Genomic DNA, 16,231 nt, shown 5'->3' on the forward strand with positions numbered 1-16,231 from the left:
TCTGGAGGAATCGTCTCAGTACAGGATGGCCGCCTGCTCGCGCGGCCACGCCAGGGTGGCGTAGATCTGGACCATCGCCGCCTGCTCCAGCAGCTCGGTGTGCTCGTCCCCGGCGTTGAACAGTCCGGTCGCGGGTTCGCGCTCGGTGCGCCACTGGTGGTCGGCGTAGTCCGCCATGGCGTCCCGGTACGTCGTGCCGCCGGTCACGGACTCCAGCAGGAGGAGGTTCTTGAACCAGATGGAGTTGAAGAACATCGGCTGGTCGGCCAGCCGCCCCTCGGTGACGTAGTAGCGGTAGGACGCCTCCGCGACCGCCTTCGCCTTGGCCAGGTACCGCTTGTCGCCCGTCGCCTCGTACAGCAGCGTGTAGGTGCCCAACGGGACGCCCTGGTTGTACGACCACTGCGTACGGTCGACGGTCCCGTCGAGCTTGATGTTGTCCCAGTAGAGGCCGTTCGGCGCGAGCAGGTGCTCGTCGGTCCACCCCACCATCCGCTGCGCCCAGTCGAGGTAGCGCCGCTCCCCCGTGATCATGTACAGGCGGGTGGCGAGCTGCGCGCCGGGCATCGTGGAGACGGTGTTGCGGTCGGTGCTCCAGGTGGCCTGGGTCCAGAACACGCCGCCGGGCGCCGGGTGCGACGGGTCGGTGTCCCACCCGGAGACCACGAGCTCGAAGATCTCCTCGGCACGCCTCAGCGCCGCCTCGTCGCCGGTCGCCAGATGCTGCTGCACCTTGGCGAGCGCGACCCACTCGTTGTCGTCGTAGAACATGTCGCCGCCACCGCCGTACGGGGCGCGCGGGTAGGAGTCGTAGCCGGGCAGCCCGGTGGTGCCACCGCCGGCATTCCAGAAGTGTTCCTGCCCGCGGGCGACGTCGGCGAGGTCGTCCTCGAACGACCGCCCCACGGCGCCGGACAGCCCGGTGAGGTCGAGCGTCGCGACGTGCGCCTGGGAGTGCGGCCACTCGAACGAGTAGGTGCGGTCGTCGGCCCCGCTCGGGTACCGCTCGCGGTAGAGGCCGGAACCGTCGCTCGCGGCCATGTACTCCTGCATCGCGTCGTACGACGCGACCGCCCGCTGCACCTGCGTGCGCTGCGGCACCGCAGGGGCGTCGCCCTCCTGTGCGTCGGCGGGGGCCGCCGTCCCCAGCGCGCAGGCCAGCGCGACGACCGTAGCGGCAGCTCTGGTGAACCTCATCGTTCGCTCCTTCGTTCGGTGGTGCTCGGTCACCGATGTCAGCGCTGTCATTCCGGTGGACAAGGTGTTCGACCGTGGACAAGGGGGTGGTCAGACCCAGCCTCGCGAAGTCTCCTTTGACTCGGACAGGTCCTGAAACACCTGGCGGCCAGGCTAGGGGAAACGGACCTGACCGGTCAACGAAGCGATCCGGCCCCGTCAGCCCCGGCCTCGCAGGCAAGACACAGCAGCGTCGACTCCACGACTCCGCGACGCACGAAACGCTGACCCAGCTCGACCGCGACCTCGTCGCACTCCGGACACATCCAAGGGCCGCCGGCGCCCTCCCGCACCGAGTCGATGATGTCCCGCCATCCGCTGCTCACGGCGAGGACTCTATCCGGGCGCCCTCGGAAGAGTGGTGTGAGCTGCTACGACGTCATGCGCTGTCCGCTGCGCGAGCGTCGGCGTCCAGGGGCACCGCGGCACGAAGGAACTGCATCACCCTCTCCGCCGGCACCTCACACGGCTTGAGCACGGCGCCGTCCGCGGTGAACCAGATGTTTGCGCCGAGCCCTTCCGCGCCGCCGAGGCGTTCCGCCTCGAACGAGACAACCTTGCCTCCGGCACGCGTGGTTCGCGTCACTCCCCACGTCTGCCCTGCCACTCGCGCACGCGACCAGCCCTCGGGCAGCGCCCCGATCAGCGCGTCCAGCCCTTCGTCCCGCGACTCGCCCATGTGCTCGCCCCTCCCGCCGCGTGGTCGCCCCGGAGCCCGAGGCGCACCCGCCTCAACCTCGCTGGGCGGGCGGCTTGTTCCCGACGGCGACGGCCTGGCACGCGGAGGTGCCAGAGGGCGACCGAGGAGCGGTCTCACCCGTCGTCGACCGATGAGATGCGGTCACTCAAGGGGTCGGACAAGTATCGATCGACACACGACGAAGGGCACACGATGAGCGACACGAGGGTGTTGGTGGCCGGAGCGAGCATCGCTGGACCCGCGCTGGCCCACTGGCTGCGCCGACGGGGAGCCGAGGTGACCGTGGTGGAGCAGGCACCCGGACTGCGTCCGGGCGGTCAGGCCGTGGACGCGCGCGGGGTGGCCAAGGAGGTCATCCGGCGGATGGGGCTCGACGCCGCGGTGCGCGCGGTCTGCACCGACACCGCCGGCGCGTACACGGTGGACGCGGACGGAAAGGTGCTGGAGACGTCTCGCGCGGACGAGAACGACGGCGACGGGTACATCTCGGAGATCGAGGTCCTGCGCGGCGACCTGTCCCGGGTGCTGTACGAGGACACGCGCGACGGCGTCGAGTACGTCTTCGGCGACCGCATCGCCGAGCTCACCCAGGACGCGGACGGGGTGGACGTCACCCTCGCCGGCGGCGACCGGCGGCGCTTCGACCTGGTGATCGGCGCCGACGGACTGCACTCGGCGCTGCGGGCGGCGGTCTTCGGGGCGCGCGAGCAGTTCGTCCGCCACCTCGGACTCGTACTGGCCTTCTACACGGTGCCCAACGAGTTCGGACTGGACCGCTGGGCCGTCGACTACCACGAAGCAGGGCGCTCCGCGGGCTTGCGGCCCGTCCCCGACGCCTCCCGGGCAATCGCCATGCTGTCCTTCCCCGCGGCCGGCTTCGACATCGACTACCGCGACGTCGGGGCCCAGAAGCGTCTTCTGCGCGAGCAGATGGCCGGCGTCGCCTGGGAGACGGCGCGGATCCTCGCGCACGTGGACGACACACCGGACTTCTACCTCGACCAGGTCGCCCAGGTCGTGATGGACCGCTGGCACCTCGGGCGCGTGGGGCTTCTCGGCGATGCGGCGTTCAGCGCGTCGCCGATGTCCGGGGCGGGCACCGGGCTGGCCCTGGTCGGCGCGTACCTGCTGGCCGGGGAGCTCGCCGCCGCCGACTGGGACCCGGCGGCCGGGTTCGCCGGCTACGAGCAGCGGATGCGCCAGTACGTCGAGGACAACCAGGAGATCGGCCGGATGCACGTGCAGATGCTCGCTCCCCCCGACCCGGAGCCCGAGCCGGGCCCGGAGCCCGACATGGACGCACTCATGGCCCTGATCGGACGTGCGGTCGGAGGTCCCGAGCTGCCCGACTACGAGGGCGTACCGGACTCCGGCGCACCGTCGCGGCCTTCGTCGACCTGAGGTCACCTGACTCCGCGGGCGGCAAGCGCTTCACCGACCTGGTCTGCGTGCTTGAGCACCATGACGAGGAACGGCAACGCGAAGTGCCGAAGACTTCGGCCGCCGCCGCGGGCGCGCTGCGCCTCTCGCACGTCCCGGGCAAGGCGGGCGAGCACGGGCAGCGTGCTCAGGGTCACGGAGAGGGTCAGGGCCGCCCGCTGGGGATCGAGGCCCAGGCGCGCCAGGGGCCGCATCGCCCGTTCGACCGTGTCCAGCAGCTCGGTCGCCGGGGTGGTGAGCGTGAGCAGGCCGGCGAGCGTGATCGCCGTCGTCACCCGCGTGGCGTTGGCGACGGCGTGCTCCGGGTCCAGGAAGACGAGCTGGCCAGCGAGCGTCACCACGACGATCCAGCGGGCGGCGAGGGCCTGGCGGCCGAGCTCCCGCAGCCCGATGTCCGGCACCGCGTAGCAGGCGACGCAGACGGCGGCCATCACGCCGGCCGCCCACCAGGTGGGCGGGAGCAGGCAGACGGCGAGCACGACCAGGAGGAGCAGTGCGGTCTTCCGTCCGGTCGGCAGCCGGTGCCAGGGCCCGTCCCCGGGCCGGTACAGGGTCACCACCGGATGCTCGCCTCGTACGCGGCCAGCACGTCGTCGGGCGCCCCGACCTCGGTCACGGATCCGTCCTGGACGAGCACCGCGACGTCGCAGCGTCGCGCGAGCGCCAGGTCGTGGGTCACCAGGACCAGCCGGTGCGCCGCGTCCTGGAGCAGGTGGTCGGCGACCCGGCGGGCGTTGGGCGCGTCGAGGTAGGCGGTCGGCTCGTCGGCCACGACCAGCTCCGGGTTCCGGACGAAGGCGCCGCACAGGGCGAGGAGCTGCTTCTGCCCGCCGGACAGGTCGTGCGACGACCGGTCGGCGAGGTCCGCGAGCCCGAACCGGCCGAGGGCGGCGGTCACCCGCTCGGCCCGCTCCTGGCGCGACAGCTTCTCGGTGCGCAGGGAGAACGCGACGTCCTCGGCCACGGTCGGCATGACGATCTGCGCGTCCGGGTTGCTGAAGACGACGGCGACGCGCCGCCGCAGCTCCGCGACCTGGCGGGCCGGGTCCAGGCCGAGCACGCGCACGGTGCCCTCTCGCGCGACGGCCAGGCCGCTGAGCAGGCGCGCGAGCGTCGACTTGCCCGAGCCGTTCTCCCCGACCACGGCCACGGTCCGCGCCCGCAGGGACAACGTCACCTCGCGCAGCACGTCGGTGTCGCCGAGGCGCACGGTCACGTTCCCGAGCTCGATCCCGCTCATCGGACCACCTCGAACACGGCGGCGACGCCCAGCCCGCCGCCCACGGACGCGGCGGCCACGCCGAGGGTCCCGGCGGGCGCGCCCTCGCGCACGAGCCGGCCGAACAGCCGGACCACGCTGATCGCGCCGCTCGCTCCCCAGGGGTGGCCCAGGGCCAGCGCTCCGCCGTCCGCGCACACCCGCGGGTCGTCGTCGGCGATGCCGAGGCGGTCGAGCACGGCCAGCGACTGGGCCGCGAACGCCTCGACGATCTCGAGGGCCGCGACGTCGCCCACCCGCGCGTCGGCGAGGTCGAGGGCCGCCAGCACGGCGGGCGCCGCCCCGATCCCGGGGAGCGCGGGGTCGCAGCCGACCACCGCGTGACCCCGGAGGAGGAGGCCCGGCGCGTCGTCCCGGAGCGCGTCCGGCACGAGAGTCACCGCGGCGGCCCCGTCGCTGATCCGCGTGGCCGTGCCCGCGGTGAGGGTGCCGCCGTCGAACAGGGCGGGCAGGCGCGGCAGCAGCCGTTCGGCGACGCCGATGCTGTCGTCCGCGGTCAGCCCCGCCACCGGGACGAGCTCGGCCATGAACCGCCCGGCGTCCCGGGCGGCGCGCGCCCGGCGATGGCTGCGCGCGGCGTGGGCGTCCTGCCGCTCGCGGCCGATGCCGTCGGCGGCTGCCAGGTGCTGGGCGGCCTCGACCATGTCGGGGTCCGGCCACCCGTGCGGCGCGAACGGCGCGCGCGAGTACGGCGCGCCGTCGACCGACCGGACCGGAGCCGTCGAGGCGCTCTCGACGCCGCCGGCGATCCGGGCGCGGGCGTCTCCCGCCCGGATCGCCGCGGCGGCGTCGAGCACGGCGGCGAGCCCGCTGCCGCACTGCCGGTCCACGGTCACGCCCGGCACCTCGACGCCGAGCCCGGCGGCGAGCGCCGCCACCCGGGCCGGGTTGCCGCCGGGGCCCATGCAGTTGCCGAGGACGACGTCGGCCACGGCCAGCGGGCGACCGGCGGCGACGTCCGCGTCGGTGAGCGCCGCGCGGACGACGGGCGCGGCGAGCCGTTCCACGTCGAGGGTTGCGAGCGCCCTCCCGCGGGTTCCGACCGGGGTCCGGCGGGCGGCGACGACCACCGCGTCAGCCGACAACTCTGCGCACCTCCCCCGCGAGCACCCGGCGGAGCACCTCGGCGCGCGCCGGTTTTCCGGCGGCGGTGCGCGGCAGGTCACCGGCGAACCAGATCCGGGGCCGGTGCGACGGGCTCATCCCGGACGCCGCCGTCTCGCGCAGGAGGCCGGCGCTGACCGGCGCGCCGCCGGCGGCCGGTTCCACCATGGCGGCGACCAGCGCCCCGACGCCGCCCACCGGGTAGCCGAAGACGACGGCGTCCCCGACCCCTGGCAACCCCCGGAGGTGCGCCTCGACTTCCTCCGGGATCACGGTGGCCGAGGCGCTGATGATGGCGCCGTCCGCGCGGCCGTGCAGCGTGAGCGCCCCGTCCCTCAGGTCGGCGAGGTCGCCCACGGTGGCCCACTCCCCGTCCGTGCGCAGGGGCCCGGCGTCGCCGAGACAGCCGAGGGCCACGTACGGCGACCGCACCCAGACCTGACCGTCGCGCACGTCGACCGCCACCCCGGGGAACGGGCGCAGCCCGGCGCCGTCGTCGGCGGCCACGAACGAGAGCTCGGCCGCGCCGTAGTAGGCGACGACGCGGATGCCCCGGGCCTCGGCGAGCGCGCGGACGTGCTCGTCGAGGTGGGAGCCGCCGACCAGGGCGGTGCGCACCCGCGGCAGCGCCCCGCGGTCGAGCAGGGTGCGGAGCGCCTGCGGGGTGCCGTGGAACGCGGTGGCCGCCGCGAGGCCGCCGTCGTCTCCCGGGAGCACGGGACGCGGACCGCCGGCCAGCGCGTGGGCCAGCGAGAACAGCGTGAGCGAGGACGAGGCCGGTGCGGGCAGTGCGACGACCGGCTCGGCGCCGGGCGTCGAGGACTCGTCCAGGAGCGCGGACACGGCGGCGAACGACCGCTCCCACGACTGCGCGGTCCGCACCACGATGCGGGCGGTGCCGCTGCTGCCGGAGGTGAGCGTCGCCCAGGCCGTCCCGGCCGGTGGCCGGGCCGCGCGGACGAGGGCGTCGACGGCCTCCCGCTGCGCGGCCGGCCAGCGGCCGTCCGCGACGAGCGGGACGTCGCCCGCCGACCGCACCGCCCGGATGCGGGCGAGTAGTCCCTCCGCGGTGTCGTCGAGCACGACGATGCGCGACGTCACCGTCCGGCCTGCACCTGGTCGCCGGTGTCGCGTTGCCCCCTGGGCTGCCAGGTGCGCCGGAACGCGCGAGGGTAGGCGCGCACGAGCCCGAGGACGACAAGTGTGGCGAGCACTGCCTTGACCACGTCACCGGGGACGAAGACGAGGCTCGTCAGCGCGGTCTCCGCGAGCGGCAGGCGGGTGACGACGCTCTGGACGGGGATCCCGAACGCGTAGACCACGAGGATGCCCCCGACGACCATCCCCAGGGCCGTGCGCCACGCGGTGGGCTTGTACGCGGTGGAGTGCACGATCAGTCCGACCACGAACGCGCCGGCGATCCAGCCGATCGCGTACCCGGCGGACGGTCCGACGAACACGCCGAGGCCGCCGCGCCCGCCGGCCAGCAGCGGAAGGCCCGTCGCGGTGAGCGCGAGCAGCACGACGACGGAGAGCGCCCCGAGCCGCGGCCCGAGGATCGCGCCGGCCAGCATGACGCCGAGCGACTGCGCCGTGATCGGCACCGCGCCGAGGACGCTGAACCCGCCGGGCAGGCCGAGCACGGCGATGGTCGCGGCCATGACGGCCACCCGGGCCAGGTCGGTCGCGTCCAGCGCGCGTCGGCTCGATCGGTAGTCGTCTCGCATCGGACCCTCTTCCCTCTTGAACAGCGTTCACTTGAACGGCGTTCAGGAATATAGTGGCGCGATGAGCGCACCGGCAAACGCCCGTCGGCACAGCCGCGACGACGTGTCCAGGGCAGCGCTGCGGCTCCTGGACGAGTTCGGGCTGCCCGACCTGACCATGCGGGCCATCGCCACCGCCCTCGACGTCCAGGTGAGCGCTCTGTACTGGCACTTCCCGAACAAGCAGTCGCTGCTCGCGGCGGTCAGCGCGCGGATCCTGGAACCGATGGACGACGTGGACGTCGAGGAGCTGCCCACGTCCGACGTCGTCCGCCTGCTCGGCGGGCGCCTGCGCGAGTGCCTGCTCGCGTACCGCGACGGTGCCGAGCTGGTGTCGAGCTCGCTGGCGCTCGGGCTCGTCGACTCCCCCGTCAAGCCGCAGCTGATGAAGGCCACGCGGCGCGACGGTGTACCTGACCCGCTGTCCCGGGTCGCCGCGGAGGCCGTCATGCACTTCGTCGTCGGGTTCACCTTCCACGAGCAGCAGCGCCTGAGCGCCGGTGCCCTCGGGCTGCTGGACACGGAGACATCATTGAGCCAGGGAGCCATGAGCTCACCGCGGGAGGCGGGCGCCGACTTCGAGGATGCCCTGACGATGATCGCCGACGGCCTCAGGACGGCGGTGCGTCGGCGCGCCCGGGCGGGAACGATCCGCCCGGGCGACCCCGTCGAGCCCGCGCCGGTGGCGCTAGCGGGTGGTCTGGCCGGCCCACGACCGCGCCCAGTCGGCGACGTCGTCGGGTAGCTCGGGGCTCTCCGGCACGGGATGTCCCTGCTCCTGAGCGAGCAGCCGCACGACCTCGTGCGGGCTGACGCGGTCCCGGCTGCGCACGTGGAAGAAACGCATCGCCACGACGCCGCGGGCGCACAGCTTCCCGTCCCGTGTCAGCACGTGCTCGATGTAGAACACGCGCTCGTCCCACCCCAGCACCCGTGAGGTGTCCTCGAACCGGTCCCACAGTCGCAGCGACCGCTGGTACCGCAGGGTGGATGCGGCCACCACGCCGAGCCAGGACTGCCGCGCCGCCAGGCGCAGCCCTCCCGCCCGGCCCATGTGGCGGTAGCCGGCGACGTTCATGATCTGCAGGTAGGAGCCGCTGTTGACCACCCGCATGAAGTCCAGGTCCTGCGGCAGCACGCGCATCCGTGTCACCGCCGGGTCAAGGATGGACCGGCCCGGTTCCGGCTTCGCCGGGACCAGGGCCGACCATGCGAACTGAAGCATCCGACTCATCCGAGTACTCCCCTCGTAGTGCTGGCACGCGGAGACAGGCCAGTTCTCACGCCTGCTTCTCGGCCTCGTTCTTGAGCGCCTGCAGCCAGATGTCCAGACCGCCCCCGAGCATTCCCGCGACGGTCTCGTGGTCCGGGCCCTCCAGCGCATCCAGGATCTCGGCGTCCCAGGACTCCTCGGTGTGCACGAGCGTGCCCTCATCCGTCTCGGTGAACGTCCACAGGTGGACGCCCCGGTCGATCGTGATCGACTCCCCGACGGCCGGCCCCTCCCAGAGGACGCACACACCGGGTTCCAGCTCCTGCACGCTGGACGTGATCGACAGCGTGTCCGCAGGGGCGAAGTCCGACTCGGGAACCGGTGTGGTCCATCGGAACCGCGAGTCGGACGCGAGGTCGCCCGAGTCGAGACGCTCGACCGTCAGGACCGCGTCCTGCCACTCGTCCCAGGACTCGACGTCGGTCTGCACGTCCCAGACGTGGTCGAGCGGGGCGTCGATCAGGATGTCGGTCGAGCGGGTGATCGCGGCCGAGTCGTCGATGCCCTGCCCGGCGCACTGCTGGCCGGCGGCCGGCGTCTCGGCGCCCGACGCCGGCGCGGTGGCCGACGCGTTCGCGGTGGCGGCGGCCTCGGTGTCGTGATCCTGCGCGCCGGAGCACCCGGCGGCGACGAGGACCGTCCCGAGCGCGACGGTGAGTGCGACGGCGGCGCGCGAGGTGTGGCGGGGCAGTCTGGAGATGGTCATGTCAGTCCTCGGTACGGGTACGGCGGATCGCAGCGGAGGCGGTCCGGTGGCAGGGCTTCGAGCGGTTCGGATCCGGGCAGCGGGTGCGTCAGGCGTGGTCGTGCCGCGTGGGAACGACACCGACGTCCTGGCCCTGGTCGAGGACGACGAACTGGCCCATCATTCCGTCGTCCTCGTGCTGCAGCAGGTGGCAGTGGTACATGTAGGGCACGTTCGGGTCGGTGTGGTCGCTGAACCGCATCGCCAGGCGGTACCGGCTCCCCTGGACCAGCAGCACGGTGTCCTTCCACCCGCGCAGGTGGGGCGGCGGCGCAGCGCCGTCGACGGTGAGCACCTGGAACTGGACGTCGTGGACGTGGAAGTTGTGGATGTAACCGTTGTCGTTGGTCACCTCCCACACCTCGACGGTGCCCTCCTGGACGCCGAAGTCGATGCGGTCCATCGCCATGGACCGGCCGTTGATCTGGTCCGACGCGAGCACGAAGGAACGCTCGGTCGCCACGGCGGCGTCGGCCAGGTCCGGTGCCGCGCCCAGCGCCGCGGGCAGCGTGGTCTCGTCGGCGAGGGTGTCCGCGGCGCGGAACCGGCAGATGTCCAGCCGGTCGGCGAAACCGTCGAGCCGGCCCGACGCGCCGCCGTAGTCCGGCGACGGGTAGGACCGCAGGTCGACGGTCTCGCCGGGCTCGAAGGCCACGACGATCTCCGCGCGCTCGCCGGGCGAGAGGTGCAGCCGGTCCGTCTCCCACGGCTCGGCCAGCAGCCCGCCGTCGGTGCCGATCAGCGCGAACCGGCGGCCGTCGGAGAACCCGAAGTTGTACAGCCGCGCGTTGGAGCCGTTGAGCAGCCGCAGCCGCACGAGCCGGGTCGTGACGTCGAAGTACGGTCCGATGGTGCCGTTGACGAGGATCTCGTCGCCGATCACGCCGAGCGAACCCGCCAGCGGGAGCCGTTCGACGAACTGGTTGTCGCCGTCGAACGCCCGGTCCTGCACGATCATCGGCACGTCGTCGACGCCGTACGTGGACGGCAGGCCCAGGGCGTCGGCGTCCTCGTCGTCGACGATGAACAGGCCGGTCAGGCCGCGGTAGGTGTGGTCGGCCGTCGCACCGTGCACGTGCGGGTGGTACCAGAGCGTGGCCGCCCGCTGGTCGACGGTCCACCGCGGTGTCCACGTCCCGCCGGCCGCCACCGGCTGGTGCGGGCCGCCGTCCATGGCCGCGGGCAGGTGCATGCCGTGCCAGTGCAGCGAGGTCTCCTGGTCCAGGCCGTTGTGCACGGCGAGCTCCACGCTCTCACCCCGGCGGGCGCGGATCGTCGGGGCGAGGTAGGTGCCGTTGACACCCCAGGTGCGGGTGGGCGCCCCGTCCTTGAGCTGTGTGTCGCCGGCCTGGACGCCGAGCGAGAAGGCCAGCGCCCCCGAGGCTCCGGCCGTGGCCTCGGCCAGGGGCGGGATCTGCAGCGGGCTGTCGAGATCGATCTTCCCCACGGTGTCCCGCCGGGCGGCCGCGTAGTAGATCCCCAGACCGCCTCCGCCGAGGGCGAGCGCCCCGCCGAGGCCGACTCCGAGGATCTTGAGGACGGTACGTCGTTCCATGAGAGGAACTTCTCGTATCGCCCCAGGTCATCGCGTCGGTAAGAACTACGTAGGTACCGGTCGCCCTGAGTCGGACGCCGCGCCGCCAGCCAGGTCGGCGCGGTCCCTCAGCTGCCTGCGCGAGCTGATCCCGAGCTTGCGGAAGATGTTGCGCAGGTGTGCCTCGACGGTGCGGGGGCTGATGTACAGCCGGGCGGCCACCTCGTTCGACGTCGCACCGGCCGCGACCAGCCGCGCGATGTGCAGCTCCTGCGCCGTGAGCTCGTCCCGGCTGTGGCCCGACCGGCTGCGCGCCGTCTCGCCGGTGGCCCTCAGCTCGTCGGCCGCACGCCGGGCGAACGCCTCGATCCCCGCACCGGCGAACAGCTCGTGCGCGGTACGCAGGTGCGGACGGCAGTCACGCCTGCGGCCCTCACGCCGCAGCCACTCGCCGTAGAGCAGGTGAGCCCGCCCCCGGTACGGCAGCAGCGGGCTGTCCGCGAGGAGGTCGACGGCCTCGCGGTAGTGCTCCTCCATCCCGGTGACCAGGCCCCTGGCGTACGCGGCGACGCCCAGCCCCGTGGCCGTCCCGCTCGCCTCGGTCCGCTCGGTCAGGGACTCGAGCGCGTCGACGGCGACGGCCTGCTCGCCGCACCGGACGGCGGCCTCGACCAACTCGGGCAGGGAGAACCCGGCGATGAAGAGGTCGTCCAGGTCGACGGCGCGGCGCGCCTCGGCCAGTGCCGACCGGTAGTCGGCCAGACCGTTGTGCAGCACCGCGCTCGCCCAGTGCACGTTGGCGACGAGCTGGCCACCGCTGCCCGCCGTCGCGCTCACCGCCTCGAACAGCGCCAGTGCCTCCTCGCGCCGGCCGCGCATCGCGGCGAGCTGCACCCGGTGGTAGATGATCGGGGGCCCGCCGGTCGCGTCCGCGATCGCCTCCTCCTCGGCGGCGGCCGACGTCGCCCGGTCCAGGTCCCCTGCGAGGGCGGCCGCGGAGGTGACCTGGGCGAGGCCCAGCCGCAGGACGAGCGGCGACCCCGACGCACGACCGTCCTTCAGCAGCCACTCGACGATCGTCGCGTGCAGCCCGGGGTCCCACAGCTCGGACGCGAGGACGACCGCGAGCGCGGGGTGCCGGGTCCACATCGCTCCGTCGGCGCCGTCGAGCGCCTCGCGCAGCAGTGGCACGCCGGCGCGGTGGCCCTCGGTGGCCAGCACGGTCAGGGCGTCCAGCACGTCGGTTCGGCGGGATGACGTCGACGCTGCCTGCGCCTCGCCGAGGACGCGGTCCATCATGCCGGTGGCACGGCCGACCAGGAGGCTCATCTCCAGGGCGTCGAGATAGCTCGCGCGCGATCTCTCGGGGTCGATGGTGGCGAGACGTGCGGCGGCGCGCAGCATGTGGGCCGGACCGTCGCTGTCGCTCGTGCGGACGAATGCGATGCGCCCACGCAGCAGGTCGGCCTCGGCCCGCTGGAGCTCGTCGAGGTTTGTGCCGTCGGCGGCGCTGAGCAGGGCGGCGGCACGGTCGGCTGCGCCTGCGTCCAGCTGGGCACGTACCGCTGCCAGTGTTCGTGCGGTGCGTCGGCCCGGGTCCGGCGTCAGCTCCGCTGCTCGTTCGAGGAACGCCGCGGCCGCGGCGGCGCCACCGCGGGCCTGGGCCCGCTCGGCGGAGTCCTCCAGGGCGGTGGCGAGGTCGTCGTCGGGCGCCGCCGCGGCCTGGGCGCCGTGCCATGCGTGCCGGTCCGGGTCGGTGACGGGGTCCGTGACGTCGGCGAGCAGGCCGTGTGCGAGACGTCGCTCGGTCAGCCCTGCGGTCTGGTAGGCGACGGCGCGCGCCAGGGGGTGGTAGAAGCGGATGCGGGTGCCGAACTGGATCAGGCCGGTGGCGGTGGCGGCTGCTCCGGCGGCCTCCAGATCGAGGCCGAGGTGCTGGGCGGCGGGCCACAGCAGCGTGGGATCACCGGTCGGGTCGGCCGCGGCGATCGTGAGCAGCATGCGGGCGTCGTCCGCCAGGTCGGCCAGGGCCGCGGCGAAGCCACGCTCGACGCGGTTCGGAGCCGAGGCGGCGTCGGGCGGCGCGAACCCACCCGCGCGCGGCAGCGAGAGCAGGGCGAGCGGGTTCCCACGGGCCTCCAGCACGAGCCGGTCACGGACCTGCTCGTCGAGCACCTCGTGCGTCTGAGCCGCAAGCAGCGCCCTCGCGTCGTTGTCGGCGAGCGGACCGACGACGAGGCCGGGCAGCGCGTCCAGCTCGGTCGCCTCGTCGGGCAGGCGGACACCGAGGACGACAGCGACCGGCTCGGCGGAGACCCGCCGGGCGAGGAAGGCGATCGCACCGGCGGAGTCGGCGTCCAGCCACTGGGCGTCGTCGACCAGGCAGAGCAAGGGGCGCTCCCTGGCGGCCGCCGCCACCAGCCCCAGCGCGGCCAGCCCGACGTGGAGGACGCCTGGCGCCGCGTCGGTGAGGCCGAACGCTCCCGAGAGCGCCTCGCGATGCGTGGCGGGGAGGTCGGCGAGATGACCCAGCAGGGGAAGACAGAGCTGGTGCAGGGCCGCGAACGGGAGGTCGGCCTCGAGCTGCGCCCCGGAGGCGCGAACCACGCGGTACCCGGCGGTCGCTCCCTCGACGTGATCGAGCAGCGTGCTCTTGCCGATCCCCGCTTCGCCCCGCAGCACGAGAGCCCCGCCTCGGCCGTTCCGTGCGGAGGCGGTCAGCTCGTCCAGACGTCGCTGCTCCTGCTCCCGGCCGAACAGCTGACGCGCAGGTGCCGCAGACGTTCGCATGGGGCGTAGGTTAGCGAGTGCCACCCAGGCGGTTGCCACGACCGGTCACTGTGATCACCGGTTGGCGAGTCACGGTGTGGCCTGCACGCCCGTAGGTGATGTGGCGGCTTCGTGCCCGTGCTGGCCGGTGGCTGCGTCGCGGCGTTCGATCTCGTATCCGCCGATCCCTTCAACGGTGCTGGACGATTCTCGCTGGGCGGAAGGTGGTTGACCGGGCGGTTCAGGTCGGGACGACGAGGTGGAGCGCGAGCCACGCCGAGACGGTCGCAACGGTTGTCCAGAGGACGATGGCTACTGCCTGCCAGAGCAACACCCACGCTCGCGGGGTCCCGCCGGCGACGAGCATCGCGGAGGTGAACTGGGTCGGGACGGCCAGAGGGCCAAGGATGCTCGCGCCGGGAACCCCGAATCGGACGAGCCACTTCTTGAAGCGCTGACGGCCCATGGACTCCGGCTTCGTGGGCGCGCCCTCGTGGGTTCCCGCGTCCGCCGCAGCACGGTTCGTGCGGCGGTTGGCGACGGCGGCGCGCGCCCTCGAGGTGAGGAGCACCACCAGGAATACGCAGAGGAAGTTTCCCGCTGCTGCGGCGATGCCCGCCACGACGGGGTTGAGACCCCCGACGACGCCGATCATGGAGGCAACCTCGCCCTCGATGAACGGGATCGCGCCGGCGAGCATCACGATGACCGGTCGGATGATCTCGGGGACCTGGCCCACTAGTTCTTGGAAGCTGGTCACGAGCTGCTCAACGGGAGTCATGGTGAAGTTCCTTGTGATTGCTAGCTGTAATGCCGAGACGTCTCGGCTCTCTCCCAGTTGAGACTGTGTCCTTGGGACAGAGTCAATTTCTGGGGTACGCGAGCGACGCAAGGGAGCCGGGCCTGGCGCACACCCCAGGCGCCAGACCCGACTCCGGTTCAGGGGCGGGTCGTGCTACGCGTCGGACGCATCGGTAGTAGGTGTGGCCAGCAGCTGCAGCTCCCAGGCGAGCGCGACGCCGGTGGCGCCGCCGTGCTCGAAGAGGATCGGCCCGAGCTGGCCGGCCGTCTCCTCGCGCGCCCAGTCCCGCTGCCACTCGCTGGACACGACCAGCCAGGTGACCGGGACGACGCCCGCGCGCTCCATCCGGCGCACCGCCATGTCGTGCGCCTCGGCGCTGACCCCACCGCTGGCGTCCGTGACGACGAAGACGTCATACCCGTCGGCCAGCGCGTGGATGGCGGGCATGGCGACGCAGATCTCCGTCCACAGCCCCGCGATGATCAGCTTCTTGCGCCCGGTCCTCTCCACGGCGTCGACGACACGGCGGTCCTCCCAGGTGTTGATGGAGGTGCGGTTGATCGGCTTCTGGTCGGGGAAGACGTCCTGGATCGCCTGGATCAGGTGCCCGCCCCTCTCCTCGATGACGGTCGTCAGGATCGTCGGCACGTCGAACACCTTGGCGAACTTGGCCAGGCCGACGGTGTTGTTGATGACGAGCGTCGGTTCGTGGCTGTGGAGGTTGGCGACCTGGAAGGGCTGGTGGTCGATGAGCACCAGGACGCTCTCCTCGGGGGTGAGCAGTGCGTCGAGTCCTACCTTTGCGGTACGCGTCACGTGGCTTCCTTCTGGGAATGGGTTGAATCTCGGATGGTGAGGCTCAGAGCTGTTCCGGCGCGGCCATGCGATAGACGAACTGGCCGAGCCCGGACTGCGCGACGGAGAAGAGCACACCGGCCAGGCCCTCTTGGGTGGCTGCCATGCCCAGGTCGCCCAGGCGGACCGCTTCATAGCCCGCGTCGAGACTGAGCTGCGTGACGAGGCCTTCGACCTGGTCGTCACCCGCCCACAGGTTGCTCGGCCGCACCCGGGCAGCGGCGACCTGCCCGAAGAGGGCGGCGAAGTTGGTGCTGAACGCCTTCGCCGTCGGGCCGCCCGTCACCGCCTTGACGTACTCGGCGTTCGAGGCGAACCCGGCAGGCGGGCGAGCGTCGCCGTAGAGGTTCGTGGCGTCGAGCACCGCCTTGCCCTCCAGCCCCTTGACGGAGGACAGAGCCGCCTCCACGGCGGTCCCGGGGACGGCGAGCAGCACCGCTTCCGCGGCACCGGCCTCCCCGCCGTCGTGCCCCAGCCGCGTCACCCGGTGTCCGGCACGCTCCCACAGGTCGGCCAGACCGCCGCCGATATTGCCTCGTCCGATCACGGTGATGTTCATGGTTCTCCTTGCCAGGCGTTGTGGGACGCCGGCCGGGCAGGCCGACCGAGACCGGTTCCGGGCATGGCCGGCCGGCGTCAACGGGCGGGCCGGAGCTCGTCCCGTGGCGTGACACGACGCTATGGCGGCCCTCCGGGGGGCGTCCAAGACTTGTCCTGACGCCGGACGA

Annotated in this window: 17 protein-coding genes; 2 read left to right on the top strand and 15 right to left on the bottom strand. The window is 72.9% G+C overall.

Annotated features, from left to right (window positions below):
* Positions 1-15: 15 nt before the first annotated feature.
* The 3 genes from ACIPN7_RS23010 to ACIPN7_RS23020 form a co-directional block, all read right to left on the bottom strand.
* On the bottom strand, positions 16-1,197 hold the full coding sequence (locus tag ACIPN7_RS23010; RefSeq protein ID WP_400547788.1) for a glycoside hydrolase family 76 protein: 1,182 nt from the start codon (positions 1,195-1,197) through the stop codon (positions 16-18).
* A 176-nt stretch (positions 1,198-1,373) separates the two neighbouring features.
* Positions 1,374-1,562, bottom strand: coding sequence for a hypothetical protein (locus ACIPN7_RS23015; RefSeq protein WP_400547791.1), 189 nt, complete (start codon positions 1,560-1,562; stop codon positions 1,374-1,376).
* A gap of 53 nt (positions 1,563-1,615) precedes the next feature.
* Entirely contained in the window at positions 1,616-1,915 is a 300-nt protein-coding gene (locus tag ACIPN7_RS23020) for a peptide methionine sulfoxide reductase (RefSeq protein WP_400547794.1), read from the bottom strand.
* Between the two features lie 213 nt (positions 1,916-2,128).
* On the opposite strand from ACIPN7_RS23020, the gene ACIPN7_RS23025 reads away from it, so the two are divergent.
* Positions 2,129-3,337 carry an FAD-dependent monooxygenase gene (locus ACIPN7_RS23025; RefSeq protein WP_400547797.1) on the top strand — a complete coding sequence of 403 codons (1,209 nt, stop codon included), beginning with the start codon at positions 2,129-2,131 and terminating at the stop codon, positions 3,335-3,337.
* Between the two features lie 2 nt (positions 3,338-3,339).
* Here the strand turns inward: ACIPN7_RS23025 and ACIPN7_RS23030 are convergent, their stop codons facing one another.
* From ACIPN7_RS23030 to ACIPN7_RS23050, 5 genes are read right to left on the bottom strand one after another with little or no spacing between them, the layout of a single operon-like run.
* On the bottom strand, positions 3,340-3,936 hold the full coding sequence (locus ACIPN7_RS23030; protein ID WP_400547799.1) for an energy-coupling factor transporter transmembrane component T family protein: 597 nt from the start codon (positions 3,934-3,936) through the stop codon (positions 3,340-3,342).
* Positions 3,930-4,616 (bottom strand): energy-coupling factor ABC transporter ATP-binding protein, encoded by a 687-nt coding sequence (locus ACIPN7_RS23035; RefSeq protein WP_400547802.1) that lies wholly within the window; start codon positions 4,614-4,616, stop codon positions 3,930-3,932. Before ACIPN7_RS23035 ends, ACIPN7_RS23030 begins: the two co-directional genes overlap by 7 nt.
* Positions 4,613-5,740 carry a thiolase family protein gene (locus tag ACIPN7_RS23040; protein WP_400547805.1) on the bottom strand — a complete coding sequence of 376 codons (1,128 nt, stop codon included), beginning with the start codon at positions 5,738-5,740 and terminating at the stop codon, positions 4,613-4,615. The genes ACIPN7_RS23035 and ACIPN7_RS23040 overlap by 4 nt, the downstream gene beginning before the upstream one ends.
* The gene (locus ACIPN7_RS23045; protein ID WP_400547808.1) at positions 5,730-6,860 is read right to left on the bottom strand and encodes an AMP-binding protein; all 1,131 of its coding nucleotides are present in this window, start codon (positions 6,858-6,860) and stop codon (positions 5,730-5,732) included. The genes ACIPN7_RS23040 and ACIPN7_RS23045 overlap by 11 nt, the downstream gene beginning before the upstream one ends.
* A complete protein-coding gene (locus ACIPN7_RS23050) occupies positions 6,857-7,486 on the bottom strand; it encodes a biotin transporter BioY (RefSeq protein WP_400547811.1) in 630 nt (209 codons plus the stop codon). Before ACIPN7_RS23050 ends, ACIPN7_RS23045 begins: the two co-directional genes overlap by 4 nt.
* Positions 7,487-7,547: 61 nt before the next feature.
* Here ACIPN7_RS23050 and ACIPN7_RS23055 point away from each other — a divergent pair, with 61 nt between their 5' ends.
* Positions 7,548-8,270 (top strand): TetR/AcrR family transcriptional regulator, encoded by a 723-nt coding sequence (locus ACIPN7_RS23055; RefSeq protein ID WP_400547813.1) that lies wholly within the window; start codon positions 7,548-7,550, stop codon positions 8,268-8,270.
* On the opposite strand, the gene ACIPN7_RS23060 is transcribed toward ACIPN7_RS23055, so the two are convergent.
* The 7 genes from ACIPN7_RS23060 to ACIPN7_RS23090 all read right to left on the bottom strand — a co-directional run bounded on the left by ACIPN7_RS23060 (position 8,214) and on the right by ACIPN7_RS23090 (position 16,062).
* Positions 8,214-8,750, bottom strand: coding sequence for a thioesterase family protein (locus ACIPN7_RS23060; protein WP_400547816.1), 537 nt, complete (start codon positions 8,748-8,750; stop codon positions 8,214-8,216). The genes ACIPN7_RS23055 and ACIPN7_RS23060 overlap by 57 nt on opposite strands.
* 55 nt (positions 8,751-8,805) lie before the next feature.
* Positions 8,806-9,504: an SRPBCC family protein gene (locus ACIPN7_RS23065; protein WP_400547819.1), complete on the bottom strand. Its 699-nt coding sequence runs from the start codon at positions 9,502-9,504 to the stop codon at positions 8,806-8,808.
* Positions 9,505-9,592: 88 nt separating this feature from the next.
* Complete coding sequence (locus ACIPN7_RS23070) at positions 9,593-11,098, bottom strand: multicopper oxidase family protein (RefSeq protein ID WP_400547822.1); 1,506 nt, start codon at positions 11,096-11,098, stop codon at positions 9,593-9,595.
* 45 nt (positions 11,099-11,143) lie between these two features.
* Positions 11,144-13,867, bottom strand: a complete 2,724-nt coding sequence (locus tag ACIPN7_RS23075; protein WP_400547825.1) for an AAA family ATPase — start codon at positions 13,865-13,867, stop codon at positions 11,144-11,146.
* A gap of 220 nt (positions 13,868-14,087) precedes the next feature.
* Positions 14,088-14,627 (bottom strand): small multidrug efflux protein, encoded by a 540-nt coding sequence (locus ACIPN7_RS23080; protein WP_400547828.1) that lies wholly within the window; start codon positions 14,625-14,627, stop codon positions 14,088-14,090.
* A gap of 174 nt (positions 14,628-14,801) precedes the next feature.
* Positions 14,802-15,464, bottom strand: coding sequence for a hydrolase (locus tag ACIPN7_RS23085; protein ID WP_400547831.1), 663 nt, complete (start codon positions 15,462-15,464; stop codon positions 14,802-14,804).
* Positions 15,465-15,507: 43 nt separating this feature from the next.
* Positions 15,508-16,062, bottom strand: a complete 555-nt coding sequence (locus ACIPN7_RS23090; protein WP_400547834.1) for a hypothetical protein — start codon at positions 16,060-16,062, stop codon at positions 15,508-15,510.
* Between the last annotated feature and the right edge of the window lie 169 nt (positions 16,063-16,231).

The sequence above is a fragment of the Promicromonospora sp. NPDC090134 genome, from assembly GCF_044746965.1.
Lineage (GTDB): Bacteria > Actinomycetota > Actinomycetes > Actinomycetales > Cellulomonadaceae > Promicromonospora.